This window comes from Corynebacterium meitnerae, from assembly GCF_027570075.1.
GTDB lineage: Bacteria > Actinomycetota > Actinomycetes > Mycobacteriales > Mycobacteriaceae > Corynebacterium > Corynebacterium meitnerae.
Map to the genome: position 1 here is coordinate 1 of NZ_JAKMUS010000020.1, position 19,929 is coordinate 19,929.

The 19,929-nt window shown below is 59.1% G+C and carries 17 protein-coding genes; 4 read left to right on the forward strand and 13 right to left on the reverse strand.

The window, feature by feature from the left end; genetic code table 11:
• Positions 1-115 precede the first annotated feature (115 nt).
• Positions 116-904: a sulfite exporter TauE/SafE family protein gene (locus L8U60_RS09820; RefSeq protein WP_269966196.1), complete on the forward strand. Its 789-nt coding sequence runs from the start codon at positions 116-118 to the stop codon at positions 902-904.
• A gap of 60 nt (positions 905-964) precedes the next feature.
• On the opposite strand, the gene L8U60_RS09825 is transcribed toward L8U60_RS09820, so the two are convergent.
• The 7 genes from L8U60_RS09825 to L8U60_RS09855 all read right to left on the reverse strand — a co-directional run bounded on the left by L8U60_RS09825 (position 965) and on the right by L8U60_RS09855 (position 9,752).
• Entirely contained in the window at positions 965-2,788 is a 1,824-nt protein-coding gene (locus L8U60_RS09825) for a purple acid phosphatase family protein (protein WP_269966197.1), read from the reverse strand.
• 135 nt (positions 2,789-2,923) lie between these two features.
• The gene (locus L8U60_RS09830) at positions 2,924-4,057 is read right to left on the reverse strand and encodes an ABC transporter ATP-binding protein (protein WP_269966198.1); all 1,134 of its coding nucleotides are present in this window, start codon (positions 4,055-4,057) and stop codon (positions 2,924-2,926) included.
• Positions 4,058-4,102: 45 nt separating this feature from the next.
• On the reverse strand, positions 4,103-5,431 hold the full coding sequence (locus L8U60_RS09835) for an ABC transporter substrate-binding protein (RefSeq protein ID WP_269966199.1): 1,329 nt from the start codon (positions 5,429-5,431) through the stop codon (positions 4,103-4,105).
• Positions 5,432-5,482: 51 nt separating this feature from the next.
• The gene (locus L8U60_RS09840) at positions 5,483-6,424 is read right to left on the reverse strand and encodes a carbohydrate ABC transporter permease (protein ID WP_420840190.1); all 942 of its coding nucleotides are present in this window, start codon (positions 6,422-6,424) and stop codon (positions 5,483-5,485) included.
• Positions 6,425-7,378, reverse strand: coding sequence for a carbohydrate ABC transporter permease (locus L8U60_RS09845; RefSeq protein ID WP_269966200.1), 954 nt, complete (start codon positions 7,376-7,378; stop codon positions 6,425-6,427).
• A gap of 65 nt (positions 7,379-7,443) precedes the next feature.
• Entirely contained in the window at positions 7,444-8,091 is a 648-nt protein-coding gene (locus tag L8U60_RS09850) for a DUF3239 domain-containing protein (protein WP_269966201.1), read from the reverse strand.
• A gap of 11 nt (positions 8,092-8,102) precedes the next feature.
• Positions 8,103-9,752 carry a DNA repair helicase XPB gene (locus tag L8U60_RS09855; protein WP_269966202.1) on the reverse strand — a complete coding sequence of 550 codons (1,650 nt, stop codon included), beginning with the start codon at positions 9,750-9,752 and terminating at the stop codon, positions 8,103-8,105.
• 193 nt (positions 9,753-9,945) lie between these two features.
• Here L8U60_RS09855 and L8U60_RS09860 point away from each other — a divergent pair, with 193 nt between their 5' ends.
• A complete protein-coding gene (locus L8U60_RS09860) occupies positions 9,946-12,108 on the forward strand; it encodes a DUF7507 domain-containing protein (protein WP_269966203.1) in 2,163 nt (720 codons plus the stop codon).
• Positions 12,109-12,447: 339 nt separating this feature from the next.
• Here the strand turns inward: L8U60_RS09860 and L8U60_RS09865 are convergent, their stop codons facing one another.
• The 6 genes from L8U60_RS09865 to L8U60_RS09890 form a co-directional block, all read right to left on the reverse strand.
• A complete protein-coding gene (locus L8U60_RS09865) occupies positions 12,448-12,792 on the reverse strand; it encodes a hypothetical protein (RefSeq protein ID WP_269966204.1) in 345 nt (114 codons plus the stop codon).
• A gap of 83 nt (positions 12,793-12,875) precedes the next feature.
• Positions 12,876-14,075, reverse strand: a complete 1,200-nt coding sequence (locus tag L8U60_RS09870; RefSeq protein WP_269966205.1) for an ABC transporter permease — start codon at positions 14,073-14,075, stop codon at positions 12,876-12,878.
• A complete protein-coding gene (locus tag L8U60_RS09875; protein WP_269966206.1) occupies positions 14,076-14,954 on the reverse strand; it encodes an ABC transporter ATP-binding protein in 879 nt (292 codons plus the stop codon). It abuts the gene before it with no gap.
• A gap of 2 nt (positions 14,955-14,956) precedes the next feature.
• Complete coding sequence (locus tag L8U60_RS09880) at positions 14,957-15,439, reverse strand: hypothetical protein (protein ID WP_269966207.1); 483 nt, start codon at positions 15,437-15,439, stop codon at positions 14,957-14,959.
• Positions 15,436-15,693, reverse strand: a complete 258-nt coding sequence (locus tag L8U60_RS09885) for a helix-turn-helix transcriptional regulator (protein ID WP_269966208.1) — start codon at positions 15,691-15,693, stop codon at positions 15,436-15,438. The genes L8U60_RS09880 and L8U60_RS09885 overlap by 4 nt, the downstream gene beginning before the upstream one ends.
• A 105-nt stretch (positions 15,694-15,798) precedes the next feature.
• The gene (locus tag L8U60_RS09890; RefSeq protein WP_269966209.1) at positions 15,799-17,862 is read right to left on the reverse strand and encodes a helicase-associated domain-containing protein; all 2,064 of its coding nucleotides are present in this window, start codon (positions 17,860-17,862) and stop codon (positions 15,799-15,801) included.
• Positions 17,863-17,915: 53 nt separating this feature from the next.
• Between L8U60_RS09890 and L8U60_RS09895 the strand changes: the two genes are divergently transcribed.
• Together L8U60_RS09895 and L8U60_RS09900 are read left to right on the forward strand one after the other, a co-directional pair.
• The gene (locus tag L8U60_RS09895; RefSeq protein WP_269966210.1) at positions 17,916-18,116 is read left to right on the forward strand and encodes a hypothetical protein; all 201 of its coding nucleotides are present in this window, start codon (positions 17,916-17,918) and stop codon (positions 18,114-18,116) included.
• Between the two features lie 215 nt (positions 18,117-18,331).
• Entirely contained in the window at positions 18,332-19,753 is a 1,422-nt protein-coding gene (locus L8U60_RS09900; RefSeq protein WP_269966211.1) for a YeeE/YedE thiosulfate transporter family protein, read from the forward strand.
• Positions 19,754-19,929: the final 176 nt, after the last annotated feature.

The following is a 19,929-nucleotide window of genomic DNA, read 5'->3' on the forward strand; positions in this document are numbered from 1 at the left end:
TCAGTGCGGTGACAACACCATCGTCAAACCAACCCAGCAACAGGCACCCGCTTAGTCGGCGAAGGCCTAGAATCTTCTTCAGGTTTAGCAGTGAGATGTCAGGAGCTTTGATTCGATGACTATTCTTTCCGGCTTGTTGTTGTTCGCCATGGGCATTATGGCGGGCATTATCAACTCAGCAGTCGGCTCGGGGTCGCTGCTGACATTGCCCGTGCTGTTGGCTATTGGTGTGCCGCCGGGCGTCGCGGTGCGCACGAACACGATCGGCATGATGTTCGCGTCCTTTGGTTCGGCGTGGGGTTTCCGGGAGGAGACGAAGAAGGAACTGCCGTATCTTGGTCCGCTGACGACAGCGACGATCGTGGGTGCTGCTGCGGGTTCGTTGCTGCTGCTTGCCACGCCTTCTTCAGCGTTGGACTTTGTTATTCCCATCCTGATCGTGGTGGCACTCATTCTGGTTATCTTCCAACAGAAGTTCGTCACCTGGTTCTCGGCGAGTCAGGAGATGAGTGAGGGTGGGGGTCCCGTCGGTAAGCCATATAAGCGTCCTGGCCTGGTGGGTGCGATGGGTCTCGCGTCGATGTACGGCGGGTTCTTTACTGCGGCACAGGGCGTGCTCTACATGGCCATCATGGGTGTGGGTACTGGTCGTCCGTTCAAGGACGTGAACCCGGTGAAGAACTTCCTATCCATGTTCGTGAACACCGTCGCAGCATTGGTGTACCTGATTGCCTTCTTGTTCTTCGACGCGGAGATCCTCTGGGTTGGTGTCGCGGTTCTTGCGGTGGGCGGGCTCATCGGAGGTCTCGTGGGCTCGCGGATTGCGAAGAGGCTGTCCAACACCTTCCTGAAGGGACTGATCGTGACAGTCGCAGTGTATGCGCTGGTCCGGCAGTTCGTTTAAGCAAAAAAGAAGGTCGCTTCCCTTGTGGGAGGCGGCCTTCAGTTGTGAGCGGGAAGAGAGTTACTTCTTCACGATGCCGTAGGAGTTGTACAGCTCAACCTTGCGGTCTTCGCCCTTGTGCAGGTCACCGGAGACTTGGTAGAAGTCAATCTTGAACGTGTTGTCGGTGACGGTGTAGACAGCGAAGGACTGAATCGTGGACTGACGGTAGTTCTCGTGCTTGTGCTCGAACTTGGGGGAGTCCTCGGGCTGCTCGGCAACGTCGTAAAGCGAGTTCCAGTAGTCCGTGTCCTCGTCGGTCATCCAATCCAGCTTCGGGCGGACCTTGTGAACGTGGTCGGCGCCCTTCTTGTAGATCGCGTCGTAGGTCTTGGTGCCCGAGGTGTTCGGGATGATGTAGGTGACACCCTGCGGGTTGACGTGGTGCTCAACGCCGTCGATAGTTTCCTTCTCCGTGTCCTCAACCTCGCCGTACGCGAAGTTGTCCGGGGTGTACACGAGGGACTTGGTGCGGGTCAGGTTGTGGTCGTGGCCCTGGAGGACAACGTCAACGCCGAGCTCATCGGCGATCTTGACAAACTCCTCGCGGGTGACCTGGACGTCGGTGTCCTGCAGTGCGTGGTAGGAAGCGGAGTACACTGGCTTGTGGTACGTCAGCACGATCCACTTGGCGCCGGCCTCACGTGCGGCGGCGATGTCCTGCTTTGCCCACTCCATCTGCTTTTTGCCAATGGCACCCTTCTCCGGGTTGTCGTCAGACTCCTTGTTGTCGTTCGTGTTCAGGACAACGAAGTGGATGCCGGAGTGGTCGTAGGAGTAGTAGGAGCCACCGTCAACGGCGTCGCCGGTGATCGGGGTGTTGGTGTGCTCGTTGAAGGAGGTGAGGTGCTTGCCCTTCTCCCACAGGAGGGTGTACTCGTCGTGGTTGCCTGGGGTGTAGGCGTGCGGCAGGTTGAGGTTGGCCTTGCGGGACATGTTGAGGTTGTCCACCCACTCGTCCTCAACCGCTGCGGTTTCCACGAAGTCACCGGTGTGCACCGCGAAGGTCGCGTTCGGGGCAACCTCCATGGCCTTCTCCAGGGTGTTAGCGCCGTAGGCGGCCTCGTTGTTTACGTTGGCGTTCCAGTAGGCGTTCTGGGTGTCGGTGTAGTGGATGAACTGAACTTCCTTCGCGTTCGGGTCCGCGGTGGTAAACGAACCGGTCTCGGAGAAGCCCTCCGACTCAGAGCCAACCTGGAAGTAGTACTTCTTGCCCGGCTCCAGACCGGTGGCCTTGCTCTTGTTGCTGTTCTCCTTCACGTCCACGAGCTCGAGGTAGCCCAGCTTCGGGCCCTCGGAGGTCCACTTGGTGTTCTCGCGGGTGATCTGCTCGTCGGTGAAGTAGCCCTTGATCTCTTCCGGCTTGCCCTCGTCGTTGAGGATGAACTTGCCGTCCTCGTCCGTGGGAGCGGAGGCGTAGATGTAGTAGCCGTCCTTGTCACGCTCGGCGTAACGGTTGGTTACCTCAGTGGTTTCTGCCGGGAATTCCATTGCGCCGGACATGTCCTCCTGCTCGGAAACGCGGAGCATGGAGTCATCGAGGTCATCCTTGGTGTACCAGTTGAAGCCCATCTCGGTGGAGGGGTCTTCGGTGATGTTCATGGCGATGCGGTCTGGCTTGTTGTCCAGCTTGACCTCGGCGACCTCAGGCTTCTTGTCCGAAAGCTCGATGAGGTCAAGGCCGTTCTTTTCGCCATAGACCGGATCGGCGTCCTTCGACGCAGTACTGTTGGCGCCGGTGTTCTGCGACGACGCGTTCTCCTCACTCGGTGAGCACGCAGCCAAGAGAACAGAGGTACCTGCTACAACGGCAAGCAGCTTGAATGTAGTGGATTTAGATTGCACGGTTAAAAACCCTTCGGCAGTTGTTGACACTGTCGTGAGCCACCATGCCGTGGCAGGGTTAACCTACAGTTTCGCTGCTCTAACGAAAATGTGAACTTTTTCCCAGGTTTCTTTGAAACTTGCGGGTGTGGTCTTTTACAGATAGTCGAGGTTGATCTCAGTCTCGGGATCGAAGAAAACGACGCCATCTTCGTCCATATTGATCCATAGTGTGTCGCCACTATCCGCTTTCACACCACGGTTGAGACGCACGATGACGCGGCCACCACGGACAACCAAGTCGGATTCCTCCGGAAAGAGGGGAGTGCAGTAGGCGTAAGCCTCGGCGCCGAGGTGCTCGACAATATCTACGCGCAACGGCAACGCGAATTCTGAGGGCTTCTCATTCACGGACACCACGTTGAAGTTCTCGGGGCGCACGCCAATGATGACCTTGTCGGTGTGGACCTTTTCCATCTGGCTTGGCGGCATTTTCAAGTCCTGCTCGAGCGCATCATGCAAGATCACGGCGCGGCTGCTTTGGATCCTGACGTTTTCAATGAGCGTCATGGCAGGTGATCCAATGAATGTAGCTACAAAGGTGTTGCCGGGATTCTTGTACAACGTGCCAGGAGTATCAACCTGCTGGAGGATGCCGTTTTTGAGCACACACACGCGGTCGCCCATGGTCATGGCCTCCGTCTGATCGTGCGTGACGTAGACGGTGGTCGTGCCGAGTTTCCGCTGCAGTGCCAGAATCTGGGAGCGAGTGGAAACACGCAGTTTCGCGTCCAAATTGGACAGCGGTTCATCCATCAAGAACACCTTTGGCTCACGCACAATGGCGCGTCCCATCGCGACACGTTGGCGCTGACCACCAGACATCGCGGAGGGCTTGCTGTCTAGGAGATCCTCGAGCTCGAGCATTTTCGCTGCGAACTCGACTCGTTCATTGATGGTCGCCTTGACCATCTTGGCGTTCTCGAGGGCGAACGCCATATTCTGGCGCGCCGTCATATTCGGGTACAAGGCGTAGGACTGGAACACCATGGCTACGTCACGGTCGCGGGGACGCGTTTCGGTGACGTCTTCGCCGTCGATGAGGATCTGGCCTTCGTCGACAGGCTCCAAACCAGCGAGCATGCGCAAAGTCGTGGACTTTCCGCAGCCGGATGGGCCGACCAAGACAAGGAACTCGCCGTCAGTGATATTCAGGTTGATACGGTTCACTGCCGGTGGGCGCGTCGGATCGTAGATGCGTGACGCTTGGCGGAACTCGACGGTTGCCATAGTGGCTCCTTTTCTTGGTCAGACCCGTATGCGGGGGCTGAGAACTTACTTCTTGAGGTGCGGCTTGATATCGCGGTCGACGACGCTCTGGGTTTCCTTGTCCAGATCAGCGAAGACCTTCTCTACGTCCTGGCCGCCGACAGTGATCTTGTCCAAAGCGCCACCAATGCGCTGGCCACCACCCGGGACGAACACGCGAGCGTAGTCCTGCGGCTTCGTGTTCCCGTTGAGCTGCTTGATAGCAGTCTCAGCGTTCGGGTTCTCATCCAGGTATGCACGCTCTTCTGGGTTCTCGAGCGCTTCCTTGCGCACTGGCATGTACCCCGTCTTCTGGGTGAACTTGATGGTGTTCTCGGTGTTGGTGATGAAGTCGATGAACTTGATCGCGTTGGACTTACGCTTGTCCGAGATCTTGTTCGGGATAGCCAGGCCAGCACCGCCCGTAGCGGCCGACGGGCTCGGGCCAGGGAGGTAGGTGGTGATGAACGGCACGGTTGCAGATTCGGTCAGACCGCCGAGGGAACCAGTGGACTCGAGAAGAGCGGACGCCTTGCCGTTGCCGAAAGCGACGGTCGGGTCAGTAGCAATCTCAATGTGACCCTTCTTCACCTGGTCTTGGAGGAACTTGCCGGCCTCGAGGGTCTTCGGGTCAGAGAAGTTCGGCTCCCACTCCTTGGAGTACGAACCGCCGAATGCCCACACCATGCCCTGGAAGTACCAGTCGAGGTAGCTCGAGCCGTCCGGGATCACCAGAGCCGGGTTGCCGGTCTTCTCCTTCAGCTTGGTGGCCCACTCGTCGAATTCCTGCCAGGTTTCCGGTCCACGATCCTCCGGCAGACCAGCTGCCTTGAGGTCATCGGTGTTCCAGTACATCAAGTTGGTGGAACGAGAGTACGGGGCGCCATAGTGCTTGCCGTTGTACTCGTAGTCCTCGCGCAGGGTGTCCACGTAGGAGGAGGGATCAAGTCCTTCCTTCTCCCACAGTTCGTCGAGAGGCGTGGTGGCGTCGTTGAGGGCAAAGTTGAACCACGTCACATCGGACGCGACGATGACATCGGGCAGATCCGAACCAGCCAAAGCGGCGTTAAACTTCTGGGCGAGTTCTTCGTAGTTCGCGCCACCGTCGACAAGCTCAACCTTGAGGTCTGGGTTTTCTTCTTCGAAGGCCTTGATCAGCTCAACCTCGATGTCGCGGGAGGAACCGGGGTGGTTGGACCAGAAGATGATCTTGTTGTCATCACCAGAGACGGGCTCGGTGCTGCTGCCGGTAGTGCTGCCGCCAGCGCAAGCGGTGACGGATAGAGCAGTGAGCGCAGCGAGGGTTACTGCGGTGACGCTTTTGCCGACGCGGCTCGAGCGAAGTTTATTGAACATAGAGTTCTCCTATCGTGTGGAAAATGAGGTCTGGTGGGCCAGAGAGGGCGGCTACCCCTTGACCGCACCAGCGGTCAGGCCCTTGATCATCTGCTTCTGCAGCAACAAGAAGACGATGATCATTGGCAAGGTGGACAGGACAGTTCCTGCCATCACCGGGGCCCAGTTGGTCAGACCCTCCGCATCTTGTAGTCGGGTCAGACCAACAGGGAGGGTTGCTGCTGCTGGTGTGTCGGTGATGAGGAACGGCCACAGGTACTCGTTCCATTCGTTCACCACTGTGATGAGGGTGAACGCGGACAGAGTAGGCCACGACATGGGCAGCACAACTCGGAAAAGCTTGGTGAAGAAATTGGCGCCGTCCATGTCAGCTGCTTCCATGATTTCCGTTGGTAGGGACTGGAAGTGGTTACGCATGAGGAAGCAGCCAAACGCGACACCCGCGAGCGGAATGATCACGCCCTGCCACGTATCGCGCCAGCCCAAAGATGCTGCCAGGGCGTAGTTGGAGATGATCGTGATTTGGTTGGGCACCATCAGTGCCGCGATGACGAGCAGGAACAGCAAGTTACGGCCGGGGAACCGCAAGAAAGCAAAGGCGTAGGCGGACAGAACGCCCAGCACTACTTTGATCACAGTGAGGATGAGTGTGATGCCGAGGGAGTTGCGCAGGTAATTCGGGAACCCGGAGGTTTCCCAGACCCGCGCGTAGTTCTCTGGCACGAATGGGTGTGGCCAGAACGTAATTGGGTCGGAGAACACATCCTGCATCGTCTTGAACGATGTGATCACGATGAAGTACAACGGGACCAAGATGATCAACACCGTGAGCACGAGTGCGATGTAGCCGACGATCTTCATCGCGGGCGAGCTGTGATCGACGCCCTCATTCTTGCGTTTGCGCTGGGCCTCGGAGATCACTGGTTCTCCCTCGGCCTGGCTGCCGGGCACCGGTGGCAAATCATCTGCATTGTTCGTGAACTTCGTAGCCATCTACTTGTCCAGCCTTTCCTGCATCTTGATTTGGGCGACGGTGATGATCAGCACGACAAGGAACATGATCGTGGCCACGGCAGCGCCGTAGCCAGCACGGTTATTCACGAATGTCTCGGTGTACACCTGGAAAACCATCGTGGTCGTGCCGTAGGTGAACGGGCCGCCTCGGGTCATTGCATTGATGATGTCGAAGACCTGGAACGAGTTGAGCAGCACGGTGATGGAGAGGAAGAATGTGGTACCGCGCAACTGAGGAAGGACAACTCGGAAGAAGTGGCGGACGGGAGGCGTGCCATCGATCTCCGAGGCCTCGTCGAGGTCTGCGCGTCGGCTCTGGAGCGCCGCGAGGTAGATAACAAAGACATAGCCCACGTTCTTCCAGATGTAGGTCACGGTAATCATGAACAGCGCCCAGCCAGGTTGCTGGTAGAAGTTCGGCACTGGAATGTGGAGAAGCGTGAGGAAGTGCTGGATGAGTCCGTAGCGCGGATCAAACACGAATTGGAACGCCACACCGATGGCGGCACCGGCGATGACGTACGGTGCGAAAACCATGGACCGGACAGCAGCACGGCCGACCAGCTTCTGGTCCAGCAAAACTGCTAAGAGGAGGCCGATCACCATCGACCCTGCTACCGCGAAGAACGTGAACACGAACGTGTTCCACACAACTTGTGGGGTTTCGGGGGCCTTGAACCAGCTGATGTAGTTCTGTAGCCCCACGAACGTCATGTTCGGGGAGGAGATGTTCCAGTTGTAGAACGAAATCCGGATGTTGTCGATGAGTGGGCGGTAGGTGAACAGGATCAAAAGGATCAGGTTCGGGGCAATGAGCAACGTTGCCAAACCGACCTGTTTCCAGTCGATCTTCGCGCGCTTCTTCTTGTACGTCGCCGAGGATCCTTCGGAGATCGTCGGCTCCGCCGACACCGCAGGAATCGTCGTGTTCATAGGAGGGGAGGCTAAGCCCGGTCTATGAACGTGAGATGAAACTGAGGTGAGAAGTTAAGGAACGGTTACAGAACGAGAAGGTTCATGCTCGTGGCCTTCACATCGTCAAGACGCCCACGCGCTTTATCCAGCTTGCGCCACTGGTCGTGGGGGATGGCCCCCTGGGCTTCGCTGATAATTGCCTTGTCGGGCGTGGCCCATGCGATGGGCATGGGTGTGACTTCCTGCCAGTGCTCCTTATCGCGCGTGGAACGGCGGCCGCCAACAGCGACTGCTGGAATCTTCGTACCTACCTTCGGGTCCGCGATACCGGGAATGGACGAAACGGTGCGCAGCGCAGCCGCGTAACGCGGTGGCAGAGTTTCATCCACGTTGATGTTGACCAGTGCCATGAGCAGAACGTCGCGCGGGTTCACTTCAGCGATGACAGCGGGGACGAGCGGGTAGCGGTCGTAGAGGTCCTGCGCCTTACCCACCGAGCGTGGCACCAAAAACGCCACGAGCAGCATCATGCACCCGAACAGTGCGAGGCCAACGCCACCGAGCCAGCGCCACGGATTCGCGGGATCCATGAGGAACCACATGGCAACACCGCCGGCCACGCAGATGACAAACAGGCTCACGCCGGAGATGACCACCTTGCGGGTATCCCGGAGCATTTCGTTGTGCTGTTTTGCAAAGGCCTCGTCGACGTCGAAGTGAAAGCGATTCATGGTTCCCTAGTCTAAAGGTCCGCCGCGTCCACCAGCCGGTAGGCGTAGCCCTGCTCGGCGAGGAAACGCTGGCGGTGCATCGCGTACTCCGCATCGAGGGTGTCGCGCGCAACAACGGTATAAAACAGCGCTTCCGCACCATCAGCCTTCGGGCGCAGGAGCCTGCCGAGGCGCTGGGCCTCCTCCTGACGGGAACCGAATGTGCCGGATACCTGGATGCCCACGGCAGCTTCAGGCAGGTCAATGGAGAAATTGGCCACCTTCGACACAACGAGGGTCTGGATCTCACCATTCCGGAACGCATCGAAAGTGGCTTCGCGTTTCTTGGTGGAGGTTTTTCCGTCGATAAGCGGAGCCCCCGTACGCGCGGCGATGTCTTCGAGCTGCTCGATGTACGCGCCAATAATCAAGGTCTGCTGGCCAACATGTTGCGCAAGAAGCTTATCGACGACCCCCAGCTTCCCCTCACTACACGCCGCAAGGCGATACCGTTCCCGGGTTTCGGCGGTGGCGTACATCATGCGCTCGTCTTCGGTGAGCGTTGTGCGGACCTCGACGCATTCGGCGGTGGCGATGTAGCCAGCCATTTCGAGTTCTTTCCAGGGGGCGTCATACCGTTTCGGGCCGATGAGCGAGAAGACATCATCTTCGCGGTGGTCCTCGCGCACGAGCGTTGCTGTCAGACCGAGGCGGCGGCGCGATTGGAGGTCTGCGGCCATGCGGAAGACCGGGGCGGGAAGGAGGTGGACCTCGTCGTAGATGATGAGGCCCCAGTCGCGGGAATCGAAGAGTTCAAGCGCCTTGTATTCGCCCTTCGTTTTGCGCGTAACCACCTGGTACGTGGCAATGGTGACGGGGCGGATCTCCTTGCGCTCACCGGAGTACTCGCCGATTTCCTCAGGAGTGAGCGTTGTGCGACGCAGCAGTTCATCGCGCCACTGGCGGCCGGCGACGGTATTGGTGACCAGGATCAGCGTGGTCGTTTGTGCCTGCGCCATGGATGCCGCGCCGACGATGGTCTTGCCCGCGCCGCAGGGAAGCACCACCACGCCGGAGCCGCCTTCCCAGAAGCTCTCCGTGGCGTACTGCTGGTAATCGCGCAGGTCCCAGCCAGAATCGGGCCCGGCGGTGAGTTGGATCGGGTGGGATTCGCCATCGACGTAACCGGCGCGGTCATCGACTGGCCAGCCGAGCTTGGTCAGCTCCTGCTTGATGCGGCCGCGTTCGGAGGGGTGGACGGGGGCGGTGGTGGCGTCGATAAGCTTGCCCACCATTGGCTGAATCTTCTTATTCCGGGTGATCTCGGTGAGGATCGCGGCGTCATCCGCTTCGAGAATGAGACCGTGCGCCGGGTGCTTGATCAGTCGGACGCGGCCGTACCGCGCCATCGTCTCAGCGACATTGATGAGCAGCGCCTGGGGGACCGGGAAGCGGGAGTAGCGCTCCAGCACATCCACCGCTTGCTCCGCATCGAAGCCCGCCGCCCGCGCATTCCACAACGCCAGCGGCGTGATCCGGTAGGTGTGCACGTGCTCCGGCGCACGCTCGAGCTCCGCGAACGGCGCCAGTGCTGCTCGCGCCTCGCCGGCCTGGGGGTGTGCAACGTCGAGGAGGACCGTCTTGTCCGACTGCACGATGAGCGGGCCGTCACCCAAAGCCATGTGAATCCTTCCTGCTTGTTGCCGGTCTTCCATTATGCCGTCGCGGTCGAGCCCACCCAATTCTTGCGTGAATTTATGGGCATCTGGAAAGTGCTTAACGGAGCGTGTTCATTTACTATCGATTCACTGGAAAGTATCTACCGTTTTCGTGGGCGCTGCCTGAAGTCGCTCACTTCCCGTTCGAGGAGTCTGAATGTCTCGTTCCCTGTCATTTTCCAAGCGCACAGTAGCTATCGCGCTTGCCGCTAGCGTTATCGCCTCCGGCGCCCAGGTTGTTGCCCCGTCCTTTGAGAGCCCGTTTGGTGCCGCTGTTGCTCAGGCGCAGCAGGCGGGGCACATTACGAATGATGATGTGAAGTTCATCAAGCTTGAGAATGTCGATGGCACGGAGCTTGGCGATGTCTCTTACTCGGCATCGGAAGGTTCCGGTGTGGTTCTGAAGAAGGGGGCATTGCTGAAGTTTGAGATTGACATCAAGAATGCTCAGCCGGGGGATACAGTCACGATTAAACCGTTGACGCGTTTCACAAATCCGGTGACTAACAAGGACGGCTCGACCACTTATTCGGGGCTTCGCCTTGTTTCGGCAGATGCGTCTAACACTCTCACCGTCAATGGTGTGAATGTGGCTCAACTCAAGGTGGTGGCCGGTGGCCAAGCAACTATCACCTTTACGGATGGGGTTAAGAATTTGGTCAACGGCACGGCGAACGTAAACCTGCCAGTTGAGATCCATGGCATCTACCCGGAGGGCATCAACCTGGACGCGCCTCGTACAACGCCGACGACTGGTGACTGGGTGGCTCAGATCAAGACGACCGGCTCCGCTGAAGAACTTGCTGAGATCGGCAACCGTAAGGTGACCTTCCCGTACACGGAAAGCACCCCGCACAAACCGATTCTGAGCGCTTGGGGCGGTCCTGGTGCTGTTGTGGTCGATGAAGATGATCTGACTGCAAACCTTGCTAATTTCCACCAGCGTCTGCCATTTATGCAGGACGTTGAAGTGACGTTCCGTCCGCTGAAGGAAAATGACAATGACGTTGATTGGACGTTCAACGACGGTGTGGAGCCGGTGCTGGAGCTGTGGACCTTCAACGACAATGGCACCCGCAATGTTTCTGACAGCGGCACCATCAAGGACATGCAGCGCATTAAGAACATGGGGATCAATCTGCAATCTAAGCAGAATCCTGATGGTTCTTTGACGGTGACTGTCACTGGTGTTGAGGGCGTTGACTACCCGAATGGCATCAAGCCTGTGGTGGTCCTGCGTGGAACCAATCCTTATGTTGGCTCTGGCACCTACATCCGCGATGGCAAGGTCGGCATGCTGGCTGAAATTAAGGATCAAAAGTCGGGCGCGCCCGTAAAGGACGTTGAGACGCGTTTCGACGTGCCGCCGAGTGCAGCACTTGACGGTTCGGGCGAGGATGCAAAGCCTGCGGCTGAGGCAACCTCGGCTATTGATGGTTTGCCAGAGGGGGCTGGTGTTGATTCGCCAGCGCGTATTGCGGGTAAGGACACCAAGTTCAACTTCACGGTGAAGAACACGGGCAATGTGCCGATCACCAAGGTTGAAATCACTGATCCGGAAGGTAACAAGACCGAGAAGGTTCTGGATGTCCCGTTGGCTCCGGGTGCGGAGACGGTTGTTTCGGTGAACTACAAGGTTCCGGGGGATGCGCAGAAGCTTGAGTTTGCGGTGAAGGCGACGCCGGGTGCTTTGGATCTGGGTATGTTCCCCTTCTTGGTTGATCAGTCCTTGAAGTACAAGGACAACGGTGATGGCACTGTCACGTTGATTGATCCGACGGGTAAGGAAACCATTGTCGTGACGAAGGAGGAGTACGACAAGCTCGTTAAGCGTGTGGAGGAGCTTGAGAAGAAGCAGGATGTTTACGTCATCGACGGTGTGCGTAACGACGATAACTCCATCACGTTGACGCTGAACAATGGTCAGACGATCACTATTCCGGCGGCAAAGAAGGCTGGTTTGGAGAAGTGCCTGAACGCGCCGGGTGGTGCGTTGTTGGCACTGCTGCCGGTGCTGGGGCTGCTGACTGCTGGGCTGTCGCAGCTGAATGTTGATGCCATCAATAAGTCGATCATTGATTGGCAGAAGGGCGCAGGTGTCTACAACGAGGAGGCCGCGAAGTTCGTGGCGCAGAATCGTGGCCCGCTGGGTGCGTTGCTTGGCGCGCTGATTGGTTCGATCATCCTGTTCGTTCCGGGCCTGTGTGGTGATGTTTCCTTGGCTGGTGCTCTGAAGGAGTCCTTCGGTAAGGGTTCCAGCACCCCGGCTGTCCCGGCCCCGAAGCCGGCTCCGAACACCGATGATCAGGATGCTGCTTAACGGTTCCGGTGCAGGGGTTAACTAACAAAATGTTTGTCTGTTCCTCGGCGTTTTAGGCGATCAGCATACGGAAATCGGGTCTGAATAGGGTGTTCATCCTTATTCAGACCCGATTTGTATTTGCTCCACTGGAAACACGCCTGCACGGGGGAAGGCCTGTTGCCCCGTGCCCCGTTTAGCCCTTGAGTGCTCACCCTCGGTGTAAAATTTTACATTGCGCCGGTAACTACCAAACAGTAGAAATTTTCTACCAGGGCTTTCATCCGGGCTGATTTTTCGCGATGTAAATTTTTACACACGCTCGGCGAAGGAAAAGGGGCCAAGGACAATCTCGCCGGTTTAACTCTCTTTTTCGAACAGGATGTCCTCGCCCTCGAAAGTGAAGACGAGGCCGTTGTCTTCGACCCGGTAGGGGGCCGGGTAACCGTCGAGTGAGACGGATTGAGCTTCGGTGTCGATCTCGCACTCCAGCGGTACCTCGCCGACAGAGTCAGCGGTGGAGGTGAACTCGCACGAATCGCCGTCGATGCTCAGGCGGTAGTCAACGTTTCCGTTCTCGCTGGTGCCAACGTAAACACCGTCGGTTTCGGCACCGCCGCATGCGGCCAGTGCGGCGGTGCTGGCGATCAATGTAGCTGCGGCAGCCCATTTCTTGGATCGGGGCGGAAAGGTGAATCGAGACATGGCAGGTTCTCCTTGAGTGTTGTCAGCAACTGTGTTTAACAGGATGCATATTTGGCCTCTGCCAGATGTCTCAAAAATCGGTCCTAGCCGCGCAGTACCTCCGACCACTTAGCGGTCTTGCCGTTGTTGAGAATGGTGCGGCGGTAGATACGCGCGGCGATCCAGACAACACCCGCGGTGGCTACAGCGGCGAGGGCGAGGGAGCCCGCGAGCTGGAGTGCGGTGAAATTGCCGGCCGCGTAGGTCAGGGGAGCAGAGAAAATTGATACGGGCGGGATCCAGCTGGCTACCTGCATCCAGGTGGCATCAGTGTTCATCCAGCCGAAGCCAGGGATGTAGAAGCTGGCGAAAATCAGCAGCAGGACAGGCATCTGCGTGGACTGGAGGTCCTCAGTGCGCTGCACCATGGCGCCGGCGGCGGCGTAGAGGCCGGCGAAGAAGAGAGTAGCCAGCAGGTAGGACACGAACATGACGGGCAGGATGGACCAGTCGATGCTGATACCGTCGAGAAGGCCCGTGACCTGTAGCGCGATGGCGCCGGTGCCGAGCAGGATCGCGGTGGACACGAAACCGAAGACGAGGTTGCCCAAGATCTTGCCCGCGAGGAAGTCGAACGGGCGCACCGCGGAGAGGACGAGCTCGACCACGCGGGAGGACTTCTCCTCCGTCACGCGGCTACCCACCTGCGCGGCGAAGGTGATCACCATGAACACGATCAGAATCAGCAGGATGAATGCCGTGATCAGGCGTATGAAGTCTTCTTCGGAGGCCCCGTCGTCCTTGCCGGCGTCGATGTCGGCAATGTCCACGGCTTCGACATTGATCTGCGGGGCGGCGGACTGGAAATCAGCAGGAGAGATGCCCAGCTGTTCCAGCGCAGCGGCCTGCGAATAGGACTCAGCAAGGGCGTCCACGGTGGTCATCACTGACATATCAGGATGACCGTCGGCAATGACCTGCCAGGTGTCATTCTCGGCGACCAGCGCGGCATCGACTTCGCCGTCGCGCACGAGGTTCTCGGCCTCCGCGCGGTCAGCCACATCACGTGCCTCAAGGCCGGAGCCTTCGAGCAGTTGCTTATCGACGTTCACCACCGCCACCGGCGTGGTCTTCTCTTCCGGGTCTTTGTTGGTTTGCCAGGACGCGAAGCCGACGGAGCCGAGGATGCCCACCAGCATGATGATCAGGGTGATGATCACGGATTTCTTGCGGAACAGAATCTGGATTTCACGCTTGGCAGTGGTGAGGATGGTGTGGAGTGGGGAGTAGGTGTTCGTAGTCATTTACTTCACGACCTCCTTGAACAGGTCTGTCAGGTCGGGGACAACGCGGGTGAATTCGTGGACGTCTCCAGCAGCAAGTGCTGCGTGGAGAATCCGCTGGTCATCATCGATGGAGTTGGTTTCGAGGATGACGTGGGTGGGGGCGTCGTCGATAAGCGTTATGCCCTCCGGGAACCATCCGCGAGCTGTCGTGCCCACCTTGAAGCGAACCGGGCCGCCTGCGCGCAGCTCATCGACGGTGCCTTCGGCAACCATACGGCCACGGGTGACAATGCCAACGCGATCGCAGAGGCGCTGGACCAGGTCAAGCTGGTGCGAAGAGAACACAACAGGGACACCGCCACGGGCACGGTCGGTGAGCATGGTGCTCATGACATCGACGGCGACGGGGTCGAGGCCGGAGAATGGCTCGTCAAGAATGAGGATGTCCGGGTCGTGGATGAGGCTCGCAGCGAGCTGGACGCGCTGTTGATTACCCAGCGAGAGGTCATCGAGCTTGTCGTTTGTGCGCTCACCAAGGCCGAGCTCCTCCAGCAGTTCCGTGCCGCGCTGTTTTGCGGCGGCACCGTCAACCCCGTGCAGCTTGGCCAGGAAGATCAGCTGGTCAAGGATCTTTTCTTTGCCGTAGAGGCCGCGCTCTTCGGGCATGTAGCCGATGCGGCGCCGTGAGGCGTCGTCAAGCGGGGTGCCGTTGAGCAGCACCTCGCCGGAGTCTGCCTCGAGCACGCCGAGCGCAATGCGCATAGTGGTGGACTTGCCGGCGCCGTTGGAGCCGACGAAGCCATAGAGCTCGCCGTCGCCGACGGTGAAACTCATTCCGTCCAGGGCTTGCGTGTCGCCGAAGCGTTTACGTAGGTCTCTGATTTCAAGAGTGGTCATTTTCAGTCCTCCTTGCGGTTAAAGGTAATCGCGTAACCGATCATGGGCAGGGTGGAGACGAAGAGGTAGGTGAAGATCATGTACAGGCCAGCCGCGATAAGCACGGTGACATTCACTGTGTCCCCGGCGAAGAATGCGTAGGCACAGAAGCCGAGTCCACCAATGTTATTGAGCGCTGTGATGATCCGAAATGCGCGATTACGCCAGGTCGCGAAAACATCGCGCTCGTACTCATCGAGCTCTGCTTCCGGGGCACGGTCCTTGCGGTCATTTGCTCCGCGGATGATGGTCCAGGACACCATGGAAACGAGCATGGCTGCGGTGTAGCAGACCAAAAACACGGTTGGATCCATATTCGTGGCCAATGAAGCGATGAAGAGGAGCACCGCGACTGTCAGGCCCGCGAAATACGCCGCGATCAGAACACGTGTTGCTTTCTGGTTGCGTACCCGTTCCGCGCCGGGAAAAGGCGGTGTTGATCTCATGGGCGGTACAGCTCCTTCGACATTGGGGCGAATTCGGTGCGGGAGAACACTGCCTCGATTGGAAGGTCGAATACTTCGCAGATCCGGAATGCCAGATCGAGGCTGGGGGAGTGATCACCACGTTCCAAAGCGCCGATGGTTTGCGGGTTCACGTCGATGAGTTCAGCGAGTTGGTTGCGCGACATGTCGCGCTCCGCCCGCAAGACGCGAACCCGATTGTGAATCGGACTCTTCGGTTGCTTTCGTGCTGCCACGCAATAGAGTGTTGCATAAACCCAACAATCTGTCAACGATTCTGACGAAAAAATTGGCGCACGGAAACGTTTAAGGTGGTCATTGGTTTAAAAAAATTGGCGACTTTATGCCATGACCACTTTGGTGATGCGGGGAAGCGCGATGCGTACGACGGAGTCGGTGGCGGCGATGTGGACATCGACTTGTCCGGAGGACACCGACAGAGGGCGGGCGGTGAGCGTCTGTCCGCGCCCATGCTTATCGACATATCCCAGCGTCACCTGTTTCCTTCCCCGCGCTGCGGCGCGGAGGGTCTCCAGGGTGTTGCCGACGGTGGTTGGTACGGGTGCGTTGCCTGGGTCTTCAGAGCGCAGTCGCGCGATGATCTGGTCGGCTTGTTCAGCAGAAACCGACGTCGGCCGTGGCAGGTGAGATGGGGTCGCAGGTACGAGCGCTGGCTCTGGTGCCATGTTGAGCTGGGCGCCGGATTCATCTTCGGCCGTTGGCTGGAGGCCTGCTTTGCGTAGTGCTTCCATGAGCTTGGGCAGGGGGAGCGGGGAGACAGCGACAGTCGGGGCGAGTGGACGAAGGACGCCGGTCAGTTTCTCGGTTGCTGTTGTGATGAGCGCGGGGTCAGCGCTGCGGATGTAGCTCATGGCCGCGCCGGCGCGGATGGAGCCGTGGGTGCGGGCGGTGTCGTCGATAAGGAATGTGATGCCTTGTGGGATTTCGCCGAGGACGTGGTCGGTGAGCCACGCGTGGATTTCGTTGGCGGTGAGCCCGCTGTCGAGGCCGTGGCGGACGGAAGCGTCCGTGATGCGCCACACACTGGCGACACCGGGGGATTCGAGCTCGGCGATGCGCTCCAGGAAATTGCCCATCTCGGGTTCGAGGGGGCCAGGCGCGAGCACGGTCATGTCGGCCTGCGCAATGAGGCTGTCCACTGGTGGCGGGACGAGCTCGCGGGTTGCTGCGGTGATGTCCTCGCCTTCCAGGAGGGCCTTCAGCGGTGAAGAAGCAGCGGGTGTGGCGTCGAGCGCGCCCACGAACTGGGCCTCCTGTGCCGTGGCCTCAATGAATGCCGGGGATATGCGGGAAGCCGACAGCGGGGAATAGAAGAACAAACGCTGCACATCGCCGGCTTGACGCAGGACGGTGAAACGGTTAGTACGCGCGTCAGGTGAACGCATGTCGGGGGACAGCAACTTCGCATCCGTGTCCAACCGCCACGGCGAAGCAGCCCAGCCAGCGAGGAGGATCGCCCACTGATCAGATAACGTCGCGTCCAGCCACGTCAGGCAGTCGCGCGTGGCACCGAGAGTGTCCACGTCATCCACGTTGCCACGGCCGATGAGTCCGGCAGATTCCCCGATGGTGATGAGCAGAGCCGGATCAAAACCAAGCTCTTTGCCCAGGTTCGTGCGCGCCCGAACACCAACAGAGCCATCCTTGTTCAGCGGAATGGGGTCCTGCAGAAGAGACGTGATCAACTGGCGGAGCTGCCGCACCGCATCAAGGCCCTGCGTAGCAGCATGCTTATCGACGTCCCCCTGCGCCACCCCCAGAGCCACCGGTTCTTCCAAGGGGAAACTGCGCGGCGGATAACCGCGGAGTACATCGCGTACCGGGCGGGGGAGACGCACTGTTGAGGAGTTTGCGCGGACGAGCAAACCCTTGGCGATGAGCCTGGCAATCGGCGTATTCGGGTCCGCATCGGGGGCAGCTGCCTTTGTTGTTCCCGTTCCGCCGGATACGGAAAGGGTGTCCAGTACGCGTCGTTCAGCTGCAGGGAGCTCTGCCACGAGCTCTTCCACATCATCCGGGGCGGTATCAGCTACGCGCCAGCCCTGGGGCATCGCGCTGAGCACTCCGGGGGCAACGCGCACGGCATTCGCCGGGCCGTAGATGAGTGCGCGTTCACGGAGTGCTGGAAGGAGCTCGGTGACCTCTTTGCCTGTGGCGTCGAAAGGCTCAAACTCTGCTCCCGCATCCCCAAGGCGCTCAAGAAGGGCAATAGTGGGGGTGGTGAGCTGGCTTAATGCGCGGCCAGCTGAACCAGGCAGTGCGAGCCGCGTAGCCAAAGATGCCACCGACGGAGGTGCAGGATAGAACGCATCCGGGCGGAGGGAAATGAGCGTGCGGAGCTCATCGTCAGTGAAATCAGCGAGCGCTTCAGGGAACGTAGTCATTGCGGGGGTGATTCTACGTGCGTTTTTGGCTTCGGCGTGAAAGAATGATGTACATGGCTAAAGACGTTGACAACATCACCAAGATTAACCCGGCGTGGCCCGCGAACACCCCGGGTGGCGGCCACCCAGTGACGGAGATTAACTCCAAGTTGGCCGCAGCTTCCAGCCCCTACGGCGACGACCTTCTGCTGCCGCGTCCGTGGGAGGAGACTGGCTACGTTCACCCGACCACTCGTATCAACGGTGTGAACTAAACCCGCACTTCAAGTTAAGTCACAGCAAGTCCATTCGGCGCATTGCCGGGTGGGCTTGTTTTTTATTCATCTACCTAATTGTCAGGTGGTGGGCCATTCCCTCCACTTTTTAGACAGCTTTGTTCGGCTATGTGCACGTCGCGATAGACAGAGTTGTTCGCTATTTGTAGACTTCCCAGTGTTTTACTAACTCACGAGAACCACTGGAGGTTTCCATGATCCTGACTGGTTTGGCAGTCGGTGTCGCCCTAGGCATCGTTATGCAACGCGGACGATTCTGCGTGACGGGCATGATGCGCGACGTGTTTCTGCAGAAGCAGGGGCGCGGCCTCGTTGCCTTCTTTATTGTCGTGGCGGTTCATGCGATTGGCCTCGCAGCCTTGACCTCGCTCGGCGTGATCTCGCCGGAGAACCGCACCTTTGCGCCGATTGCTGTTGCGGTTGGTGGTTTCATCTTCGGCTTGGCCATCATCCTTGCCGGCGGCTGCGCCTCGGGCACGTGGTACCGCTCCGGTGAAGGCCTGGTTGGTTCGTGGTTTGCTCTGCTTTTCTACGCGCTGTCCGCCTCCGCAATGAAGAGTGGTTTCCTCTCCGACTTCAATAGCAAGCTGAAGGAATGGGACACTGGTTGGACCACTCTGCCGCAGACCTTTGGCGTCTCTGCCTGGTGGTTCGCTATCCCGCTGGCTCTGGGCACCGCCTACCTCGCGCAGCGCTACCTAGCTCGCGATGCCGCTAAGCCGAAGGTCACCCTCGATCAGCCGTGGTACCGCAAGCCGCTGCACCCCTACACCGCTGGCGCTGCGATTGGCTTGCTTGGCGTCATCGCATGGCCGCTGTCTGCAGCGACCGGGCGTAACGACGGCCTGGGCATCACCACTCCATCCGCTCACCTGGCCAGCTACGTCACCACTGGTGAGGCTGAGTACTTCAACTGGGGCACCCTGCTCGTGCTGGGCATCCTGGTTGGTTCTTACATCGCGGCAAAGGTGTCCGGTGAATTCCGTGTCCGCGTTCCCGACGGCCGCACCTCCGTGCGTGCAATCATCGGCGGCATCGGCATGGGTGTTGGCGCATCGTTGGCCGGCGGCTGCACCGTCGGCAACGGCATGGTTCAGACCTCCCTGTTCAGCTACCAGGGTTGGGTCGCAATGGCATTCATCGCTGCTGGCGTCTACGTCGGTGCGAAGCTGTGGCTGAAGCCATCCGGCGTGAAGCAGGGTGCTGTGAACTCTGATGTTTACACCACCGAAGAATCCATCAGCGCGCCTGAGCTTGCTGGTGTCGTCCCCCGCGATGCTGATGCGGAGCCAGCTCCGAAGTTCAACATCGTCTCCGCTCCGGGCGGCGTGGCACTGAAGACGAAGCCAAAGCAGGAGACCACGGCACGTCCACTCGGTAACGGCCGCTACATCCTGGACACGCTCGGCGACGTCTGCCCCTTCCCCCTCATCGAAGCCAAGCAGGCCATGTCCGAGCTGGATGCAGGCGAAGAACTCATCATTGACTTTGACTGCACCCAGGCCACCGAGTCCATCCCTCAGTGGGCCGCTGATAACGGCCACGGCGTGAAGGACTTCGTACAAAACCAGAATGCTGGTTGGCAGATCACGGTGGTCAAGGACGCCGCGAACTAAGCAGTTTCTGGACATGCCGAATAGCCAGCTATTGCTGGCTATTCGGCGCTTCGGCGTTGATGGGTCGGTTTGACTATCGCACCAAACCGCGAGCGACGACGTGCGGTTTTGGCGCGCGCGAATCGCCATAGTCAAACGGGCACACCGAAAGACCAGCTGTCGCTGGCTATTCGGTG

Coding starts and splice junctions, on each gene's coding strand:
- L8U60_RS09820 (WP_269966196.1), top strand. CDS start 116: ATGACTATTCTTTCCGGCTTGTTGTTGTTCGCCATGGGCATTATGGCG.
- L8U60_RS09830 (WP_269966198.1), bottom strand. CDS start 4,057: ATGGCAACCGTCGAGTTCCGCCAAGCGTCACGCATCTACGATCCGACG.
- L8U60_RS09835 (WP_269966199.1), bottom strand. CDS start 5,431: ATGTTCAATAAACTTCGCTCGAGCCGCGTCGGCAAAAGCGTCACCGCA.
- L8U60_RS09840 (WP_420840190.1), bottom strand. CDS start 6,424: ATGGCTACGAAGTTCACGAACAATGCAGATGATTTGCCACCGGTGCCC.
- L8U60_RS09845 (WP_269966200.1), bottom strand. CDS start 7,378: ATGAACACGACGATTCCTGCGGTGTCGGCGGAGCCGACGATCTCCGAA.
- L8U60_RS09850 (WP_269966201.1), bottom strand. CDS start 8,091: ATGAATCGCTTTCACTTCGACGTCGACGAGGCCTTTGCAAAACAGCAC.
- L8U60_RS09855 (WP_269966202.1), bottom strand. CDS start 9,752: ATGGCTTTGGGTGACGGCCCGCTCATCGTGCAGTCGGACAAGACGGTC.
- L8U60_RS09860 (WP_269966203.1), top strand. CDS start 9,946: ATGTCTCGTTCCCTGTCATTTTCCAAGCGCACAGTAGCTATCGCGCTT.
- L8U60_RS09865 (WP_269966204.1), bottom strand. CDS start 12,792: ATGTCTCGATTCACCTTTCCGCCCCGATCCAAGAAATGGGCTGCCGCA.
- L8U60_RS09870 (WP_269966205.1), bottom strand. CDS start 14,075: ATGACTACGAACACCTACTCCCCACTCCACACCATCCTCACCACTGCC.
- L8U60_RS09875 (WP_269966206.1), bottom strand. CDS start 14,954: ATGACCACTCTTGAAATCAGAGACCTACGTAAACGCTTCGGCGACACG.
- L8U60_RS09880 (WP_269966207.1), bottom strand. CDS start 15,439: ATGAGATCAACACCGCCTTTTCCCGGCGCGGAACGGGTACGCAACCAG.
- L8U60_RS09890 (WP_269966209.1), bottom strand. CDS start 17,862: ATGACTACGTTCCCTGAAGCGCTCGCTGATTTCACTGACGATGAGCTC.
- L8U60_RS09895 (WP_269966210.1), top strand. CDS start 17,916: ATGGCTAAAGACGTTGACAACATCACCAAGATTAACCCGGCGTGGCCC.
- L8U60_RS09900 (WP_269966211.1), top strand. CDS start 18,332: ATGATCCTGACTGGTTTGGCAGTCGGTGTCGCCCTAGGCATCGTTATG.